A 7853-nucleotide genomic window follows, 5' to 3' on the forward strand; every position below is an offset into this window, starting at 1 on the left:
GAGGTGCCGATGCGGTTGGTGATCATCACTGGCATGTCCGGTGCTGGCCGCCGCACGGCGGCCCACACCATGGAGGACCTGGGCTGGTACGTCGTCGACAACCTGCCGGCGCTGATGATCCCGCACCTGATCGAGATCGCGCGCGCCAACAACATCAGCAAGGTCGCCGTCATCCTCGACGTCCGCTCCGCGGCCCTGGTGGAGCAGATGCCGCAGATGGAGCGGCTGCTCGACACCCGCGGGATCCGCCCCGAGGTGCTGTTCCTGGAGGCCACCGATGCGGTGATCGTGAAACGCCAGGAGTCGTCGCGTCGACCGTTGCCGCTGCAGGGCGACGGTCGCCTGGTCGAGGCCATCGTGAAGGAGCGTCGGCTGCTGTCGACGCTGCGGGCCATCGCCGACATGGTCATCGACACCTCGAACCTGACCGTGCACCAGCTCGGCAGTCGGGTGGCCCACGCCTACGGCGGTGAGGGCGACCAGATGGTGCGCATCGCGATCCTGTCGTTCGGGTTCAAGAACGGCCTGCCGATCGACGCCGACCTGGTCTTCGACGTGCGGTTCCTGCCCAACCCGTACTGGGTTCCCGACCTGCGCCCCATGACGGGACTGTCCGAGCCGGTCAGCTCCTACGTGCTGGCCCAGCCCGGCGCACTGGAGTTCCTCGACCAACTCGAGGCATTGATGGCGACGATGGCGCCCGGCTACGTGCGCGAGGGCAAGCGGCAGCTGACCATCGCCGTCGGCTGCACCGGCGGCAAACACCGGTCGACGGCCATGTCGGAGGAACTGGCCCAACGCCTGTCGTCGGCCGGCTACCACGTCGGCGTCATCCACCGGGACCTGGGGCTGGAATGAGCAGCCTTCGCCGGCTGCCGGTGGTCACTGCGCTGGGCGGGGGCCACGGGCTGTCCGCGTCCCTGGCCGCGCTGCGGCGCTTGACCGACCGGCTGACGGCCGTGGTCACCGTCGCCGACGATGGCGGCTCCTCGGGCCGGATCCGCGCCGAGTTCGGGGGGCTGCCCCCGGGCGACCTCCGGATGGCGCTGGCCGCGCTGTGCGGTGACGACCACGCCGGACGCACCTGGGCGCAGATCCTGCAGACCCGGTTCCCGGGTGACGGGCCGCTGGGCGGCCACGCCATCGGAAACCTGTTGATCGTCGGCGCCTGGCAGCAGCTGGGCAACCCCGTCGAGGGACTCAGCATGGTGGGTGACCTGCTCAACTCGCGCGGCCGGGTGCTGCCCATGTCCACGGTGCCGCTGGGCATCGAGGCCGAGGTGCTGGGACTGGACCCGGTCAGCCCCGACGAGGTGTGCACCCTGGCCGGTCAGGCCACCATCGCCAAGACTCGCGGCCAGGTGCAGCACGTGCGGCTGGTGCCGTCGGACGCCCCCGCCTGCCCTGAGTCGGTGCAGGCCATCGGCGAGAGCGACTTCGTCGTGCTGGGGCCCGGTTCGTGGTTCACCTCGGTGATGCCGCACCTGCTGGTGCCCGAACTGTACGAGGCCATCACCACCACCGCGGCGCGGCGCATCCTGACCCTGAACCTTCGTCCCGCCGACGAGACCGCCGGGTACACCGCCTCACGCCACCTCGAGCTGCTGGCTGACCACGCACCGGAGCTGCGCCTCGACCACGTGGTGGTCGACCAGAGTTCGACGGCGAACGACCGTCACCTGCGGGCATTCGCGGAGTCCTTCGGGGCAGAACTGGTGGTGGCCGACGTGGCCATGCGCGACGGCAGCCCGCGCCACGACCCCCTGCGGCTGGCGACGGTCTTCCAGGAGCTCATGGAGCGCTAACGCATCGGGCGGACACGGGGCTGGGATGCCGTGTCCCCGAGGGGCCTTCGGTACTGCCCGGGGATGTGGGAGGATGCTCCTCATGGCGATGACCCCCATGGTGAAGTCGGAACTGTGCACCATCAAGGTCACCAAACCGTGCTGTCGACGAGCCGAGATCGTCTCCATGCTGCGATTCGGTGGAGGCATCCACATTGTCGGGGGCGGGCATCTGGTGATCGAGTGCGAGCTCGACACAGGAGCGGCGGCCCGGCGACTGCGCACGGGCATCCTCGAGGTCTACGGACTCGACTCGGAGATGCTCGTGATCCAGGGCGCCGGTCTGCGCAAGGGCACCCGGTACACCGTCCGCGTCGTCCAGGAGGGTGCCTCCCTGGCCCGCCAGACGGGGCTGGTCGACTCCAAGGGACGCCCCGCCCGGGGCCTGCCCTCGGCGGTGGTCGGCGCCGGCAGTTGCTGCCAGGTGGCGGTCTGGCGGGGAGCCTTCCTGGCCCACGGGTCGCTCACCGAACCCGGCCGTTCCATGTCCCTGGAGGTCACCGCACCCAACAGTGAAGCCGCCCTCGCCCTGGTCGGCGCCGGACGCCGGATTGGCATCAGCGCCAAGTCCCGCGAGGTGCGGGGCGTCGACCGCGTGGTGATCCGCGACGGCGAGGTCATCTCGCAACTGCTGGCCCAGTTGGGTGCCCACGAGACGATGATGGCGTGGGAGGAACGCCGGATGCGTCGCGAGGTGCGGGCATCGGCCAACCGGCTGGCCAACTTCGACGACGCGAACCTGCGCCGGTCCGCCCGCGCCGCGGTGGCCGCCTCGTCACGGGTCGAGCGGGCCCTGGAAATCCTGGGCGACGACATCCCTGACCACCTGCTGGCCGCCGGACGACTGCGGCTCGAGCACCGCAATGCCAGCCTGGAGGAACTCGGCCAGGCCCACGAGCCGCCCCTCACCAAGGACGCCGTGGCCGGTCGCATCCGCCGATTGCTCGCCACCGCCGACAAGGTCGCCGAAGAGCAGGGCATCCCCGGCACCGAGGCCCACCTGACCATGGCGATGCTGGACGACGCCGAGGACCAGCAGACCAGCTGAGGGGCCAGGTGTGATGCCCCGCTAGGCCGTGGCCAGTCCCCGCTGCACCTGGCCCATCAGCGTGCCGGCCTCCTGCAGCTTGCGGGCCTCCTCGCCGAGGACCCGGCCAAAATCGGCGGCCGCCTTCAGCAGGCGCTGCAGCATCTGGACGAATCTCTGGGCCAGGCTGGCGGAGCTGCCCAGGAACCAGGCGGCGAAGGCGGCGATCGACGCGCCGAAGGACGGCACCGCCGCCGCCAGCGCCGACAGCGCCGAACTGATCACATTGCCCAGGAACTCGGCCAGGATGTCCCAGATGATGGCGCGCACCTCGGCCACCATCTCGCCGGCCCTGACCACCAGCACCGACATCGACTGGGCGCCCTGCGCCGCCGCGGGAAAGATGCGGGTGGCGGCCTCGCGAATCTGCCGGTATTCCCCGGCGCCGCTGCCGGACCAGTTCGGCAGGTCGGCGGCACCCCCGGCGTAGTCCTGCCCGGCGTCGGTGAAGCTCTGGGCGACTGCCAGCCAGTCCTGGGACTGCTGCGCCACCAGCTCGGCGCTGCCCAGCAGCTTCGCCAACGGTTGGGCGAGGAAGTCGATCCTGCTGACCACCAGCTGCAGCAGTTGCCCCAGCGGGGACTGGCCGGCCGCACCGGCGGCGTCCACGTCCACCCCCAGGAAACCGAGCCCCGCACTGCCCAGGGCTGGAATGTCGTCGGCGTCCAGCGACCCGTCACCGAGCACGGTGGCGGCCGTGGAGAACAGGGCAGCGAGCTGGTTGTCGCTCATTGGAGCTCCCGGCTGGTCTCGGCATGCAGGATGTTGCTGGCCGCGGCATTGTCGCTCTCGCGGTCGTGGTAGGCGGCCAGGGTCATCCGCATGGCCTGCCGGCTGCTGTCGACTGCGTCGGCGAGTTCCTCGGCGAAGTCGACGGTGCCGTCGGACACCTCGCCGAGGAACGGCATGATCGCCCACCCGAACAGGATTCCGTAGGCGTCCCTGGTGGTCGCCACGGCGTCGATGCTCTGCTGGGTGCTGGTCAGCACGGCCTCGTGCACCCGGGCCAGACGCACCAGGTGGTTCTCGAACTCGCCCAGTTCCCAGGTGATGGTCCCCGGCTGCCCGGTGGCGGTCCCAGCCTCCCACGCGGCGGTCACCGGCCCGCCCGTCGGCTGGCTGTAGGTGTGGGGCTGGCTGTAGGTGTGGGTCGCGTCGCGGTGGGTGCTCATCGGTCCGCCCCCGGGTCGTCCTCGGACGCCTCGTCGATGGCCATCTGCTCACGCACCTCGGGGGACACCGCGTCGGCGATGGCCTGGATCGAGGGGTCGTCGGTGGGCACCAGGGTGGACATGATCCTCAGGGTCTCGCGGGTCGTGGTGGCAGCCGCCCGGGTGTGCAGTTCCTGGAAGGACTCCGTGAGCTGCGCAGCGGTGGCGGCATTGGCCGAGGCCGAGAACACGAGCTGGGTGATCTGGCCCGAGGGCCCCATGGTCATCCGCATCAGGCGGTTCTCGACGGTGCTCGACTGCTCGCTCATCGCCTGCTGGGCGGCCTCGGCGCGGGCCGCCATCTGCTCGGCCTCGGCCAGGAACGAGGCGAGCCAGATAGTGGGGTCGTCGACCCCACCCCGGCCCGGGTGGTCGATGAACGGGTCCGCGACGGGATCCTGACCGTCCGACGACCCGCGCTCTGGTGTGCTCATGGGTGAACAGTAGGAGCCGGTGGGGTCATCGCGCGGCGGTTCGGAACGGCCCGCGGTGGGGCTGTGGTGGGGCCCCGAAAAGGAACAGCCCCCCGGGTTCCCGCTCCTGTGACCGATTCGTTAGGATTGGGTCACAACCCAAGAGCTCTTAAGGAGATCACCCATGACCGTCAAGGTTGGAATCAACGGCTTCGGCCGCATTGGCCGCAACTACTTCCGCGCACTCCTGGCACAGGGTGCCGACCTGGATGTCGTGGCCGTCAACGACCTGACTGACAACAAGACCCTTGCCCACCTGCTGAAGTACGACTCCATCCTGGGTCGCTTCCCCGGTGAGATCACCTTCGACGCGGAGTCCATCACCGTCGACGGCAAGCAGATCAAGGTCTTCGAGGAGAAGGATCCCGCGAACCTGCCGTGGGGCGACCTCGGTGTCGACATCGTCATCGAGTCGACCGGCCGCTTCACCAACGCTGAGGCCGCCCAGGCGCACATCACCGCCGGCGCCAAGAAGGTCCTGATCTCGGCCCCCGCCAAGAACGAGGACCTCACCGTGGTCATGGGTGTCAACGACGCCGACTACGACTCCGCCAAGCACAACATCATCTCCAACGCCTCGTGCACCACCAACTGCCTGGCCCCCATGGCCAAGGTGCTGAACGAAGGCCTGGGCATCAACAAGGGCCTGATGACCACCATTCACGCCTACACCGCTGACCAGAACCTGCAGGACGGTCCTCACTCCGACCTGCGTCGTTCGCGCGCCGCCGCCCTGAACATCGTCCCCACCAAGACCGGTGCTGCCCAGGCTGTCGCCCTGGTCCTGCCCGAGCTGAAGGGCAAGTTCGACGGCTACGCCATGCGCGTCCCGGTTGCCACCGGTTCGGCCACCGACCTCACCTTCGAGGCTCCCCGCGAGACCACCGTCGAAGAGGTCAACGCACTGGTGAAGGCCGCTGCCGAGGGCCCGCTCAAGGGCATCCTGACCTACACCGAGGACCCCATCGTCTCCAAGGACATCGAGACCGACCCGGCCTCGTGCATCTTCGATGCCGGCCTGACCAAGGTCATCGGCAACCAGGTGAAGGTGGTCGGCTGGTACGACAACGAGTGGGGCTACTCCAACCGTCTGGTCGACCTGACCGCGCTCGTCGCCGGCAAGCTCTGATCACTCCCGGTCAATGAAGGGGTGGGGTGGATCACCCCACCCCTTCGTCGTCCCCGGGGCCGGTGGCCCCACCACGAATTCTGTCCTGAACGAAAGGCATTCGCTGTGAAGTCAGTTCTCGATCTGGGTGACCTGCGCGGCAAGCGCGTGGTCATCCGCTGCGATTTCAACGTCCCGCTGGACGGCGAGACCATCACCGACGACGGTCGCATCCGTGCCGCCCTGCCCACCCTGAACGCCCTGCGTGAGGCCGGTGCCCGGGTCGCGGTCATGGCGCACCTCGGTCGCCCCAAGGGCGAGCCCAACCCCAAGTACTCGCTGGCCCCGGTGGCCGCACGATTGGGTGAACTGCTCGGCACCAAGGTTGCCCTGGCCGCTGACGTCGTCGGCGAGTCCGCCCAGCAGACCGTGAACGCCCTGGCCGACGGTGAGGTGGCCCTGCTCGAGAACGTTCGCTACGAGCCTGCCGAGGAGTCCAAGGACGAGGCGGAGCGCGCCGAACTGGCCGCCAAGTACGCGGCCTTCGGTGACGTGTTCATCTCCGACGGCTTCGGTGTGGTCCACCGCAAGCAGGCCTCGGTCTACGACGTCGCCAAGTTGCTGCCCAGCGCCGCCGGCACCCTGGTCAAGAAGGAGACCGACATCCTGGCCACCCTCACCAAGGACCCGGCCCGCCCGTTCGTCGTCGTCCTGGGCGGCGCCAAGGTCGCCGACAAGCTCAGCGTCATCGACAACCTGCTCAGGATCGCCGACACCCTGGTGATCGGCGGTGGGATGCTGTTCACCTTCCTCAAGGCCCAGGGCCACGAGATCGGCAACTCCATCGTCGACGAGAGCAACGTCGAGACCTGCAAGCGCTACCTGGACGATGCGGCCGCCGCCGGCAAGCAGATCATCCTGCCCGTCGACATCCGCGTTGCCGACGGCGCCGACTTCGCCGCCAAGACCCCGCAGGGTGACGTGGAGGTCGTCGCGGCCGACGCCATCCCGGCCGGCAAGGTGGGCCTGGACATCGGCCCCGAGTCCGAGCAGCAGTTCGCCGAGGTCATCCGCGGCGCCAGGACGGTGTTCTGGAACGGACCCATGGGCGTCTTCGAGATCGAGGAGTTCTCGCACGGCACCAAGGCCGTCGCCGAAGCGCTCACCCAGGTCGATGGCCTCTCGGTCGTCGGTGGCGGTGACTCGGCTGCGGCGGTGCGCGAACTCGGCTTCGCGGACGAAGCGTTTGGCCACATCTCCACCGGTGGTGGAGCCTCGTTGGAGTACCTGGAGGGCAAGGAGCTCCCGGGTCTGACTGTTCTGGAGGAAAGCAAGTGACCCGCAAGCCGATCATGGCCGGCAACTGGAAGATGAACCTCAACCATGTTGAGGCCGTCGGTCTGGTGCAGAAGCTGGCCTGGACCCTGAATGACAAGCAGTGGGACCCGGAGCAGTCCGAGTGCGTCGTGCTGACCCCGTTCACCGACATCCGCACCGTGCAGACCCTCATCGACGGCGACCGGCTGCCCATCGTCCACGGCGCACAGGACGTGTCCGCCCATGACAAGGGCGCCTACACCGGCGAGATCTCGGCCGAGATGCTGGCCAAGCTCAACGTCTCCTATGTGGCCGTCGGCCACTCCGAGCGTCGCGAGTACCACGGCGAGGACGACGCGCTGATCAACGCCAAGGCGAAGAAGGTGCTCGAGCACGGCATGACGCCCATCATCTGCGTCGGTGAGGGCCTGGACGTCCGCAAGGAGGGCAAGCAGGTCGAGTACACCCTCGGTCAGGTGCGTGGCACGCTGGCGGGCATCGGGTCGGCGCAGGTCGGCAGCCTGGTCATCGCCTACGAACCCGTCTGGGCCATCGGCACCGGTGAGGTCGCCACCCCCGAGGATGCCCAGGAGGTCTGTGGCGCCATCCGTGCCGAGATCGCGGCCCTGTACAACCAGGAGACGGCCGACTCGGTGCGCATCCAGTACGGCGGCTCGGTCAAGGCCGCCAACATCGCCCAGATCATGGCCCAGCCCGACGTGGACGGTGCCCTGGTCGGGGGCGCGAGCCTCGACCCCGAGGAGTTCGCCGGCATCGTGCGCTTCTACGCGCTGCCCGCGTGATCTGACGCCT

The 7853-nt window shown here is 68.9% G+C and carries 9 protein-coding genes; 6 read left to right on the forward strand and 3 right to left on the reverse strand.

The features are described from left to right. Positions 1–9: 9 nt before the first annotated feature. From rapZ to whiA, 3 genes are all read left to right on the forward strand, one after another. Positions 10–858, forward strand: coding sequence for an RNase adapter RapZ (gene rapZ, locus IPV09_RS11880; protein ID WP_207475479.1), 849 nt, complete (start codon positions 10–12; stop codon positions 856–858). Then, entirely contained in the window at positions 855–1805 is a 951-nt protein-coding gene (gene yvcK, locus IPV09_RS11885) for a uridine diphosphate-N-acetylglucosamine-binding protein YvcK (RefSeq protein WP_207475472.1), read from the forward strand. Before rapZ ends, yvcK begins: the two co-directional genes overlap by 4 nt. A gap of 82 nt (positions 1806–1887) precedes the next feature. Continuing rightward, positions 1888–2892, forward strand: coding sequence for a DNA-binding protein WhiA (gene whiA, locus IPV09_RS11890; protein WP_207475473.1), 1005 nt, complete (start codon positions 1888–1890; stop codon positions 2890–2892). A 21-nt stretch (positions 2893–2913) separates the two neighbouring features. Here whiA and IPV09_RS11895 read toward each other — a convergent pair whose 3' ends face one another. From IPV09_RS11895 to IPV09_RS11905, 3 genes are read right to left on the reverse strand one after another with little or no spacing between them, the layout of a single operon-like run. Then, a complete protein-coding gene (locus IPV09_RS11895; protein ID WP_207475474.1) occupies positions 2914–3663 on the reverse strand; it encodes a hypothetical protein in 750 nt (249 codons plus the stop codon). Beyond that, a complete protein-coding gene (locus tag IPV09_RS11900; protein ID WP_207475475.1) occupies positions 3660–4103 on the reverse strand; it encodes a hypothetical protein in 444 nt (147 codons plus the stop codon). The genes IPV09_RS11895 and IPV09_RS11900 overlap by 4 nt, the downstream gene beginning before the upstream one ends. Then, positions 4100–4576 (reverse strand): hypothetical protein, encoded by a 477-nt coding sequence (locus tag IPV09_RS11905; RefSeq protein WP_207475476.1) that lies wholly within the window; start codon positions 4574–4576, stop codon positions 4100–4102. Before IPV09_RS11905 ends, IPV09_RS11900 begins: the two co-directional genes overlap by 4 nt. Before the next feature lie 163 nt (positions 4577–4739). Here IPV09_RS11905 and gap point away from each other — a divergent pair, with 163 nt between their 5' ends. From gap to tpiA, 3 genes are all read left to right on the forward strand, one after another. After that, complete coding sequence (gap, locus tag IPV09_RS11910; RefSeq protein WP_207475477.1) at positions 4740–5744, forward strand: type I glyceraldehyde-3-phosphate dehydrogenase; 1005 nt, start codon at positions 4740–4742, stop codon at positions 5742–5744. A 105-nt stretch (positions 5745–5849) separates the two neighbouring features. Continuing rightward, entirely contained in the window at positions 5850–7061 is a 1212-nt protein-coding gene (pgk, locus tag IPV09_RS11915) for a phosphoglycerate kinase (protein ID WP_207475478.1), read from the forward strand. Continuing rightward, a complete protein-coding gene (tpiA, locus tag IPV09_RS11920) occupies positions 7058–7843 on the forward strand; it encodes a triose-phosphate isomerase (protein ID WP_370590307.1) in 786 nt (261 codons plus the stop codon). The genes pgk and tpiA overlap by 4 nt, the downstream gene beginning before the upstream one ends. Positions 7844–7853 lie beyond the last annotated feature (10 nt).

Source organism: Tessaracoccus sp. SD287 (genome assembly GCF_017355265.1).
Lineage (GTDB): Bacteria > Actinomycetota > Actinomycetes > Propionibacteriales > Propionibacteriaceae > Aestuariimicrobium.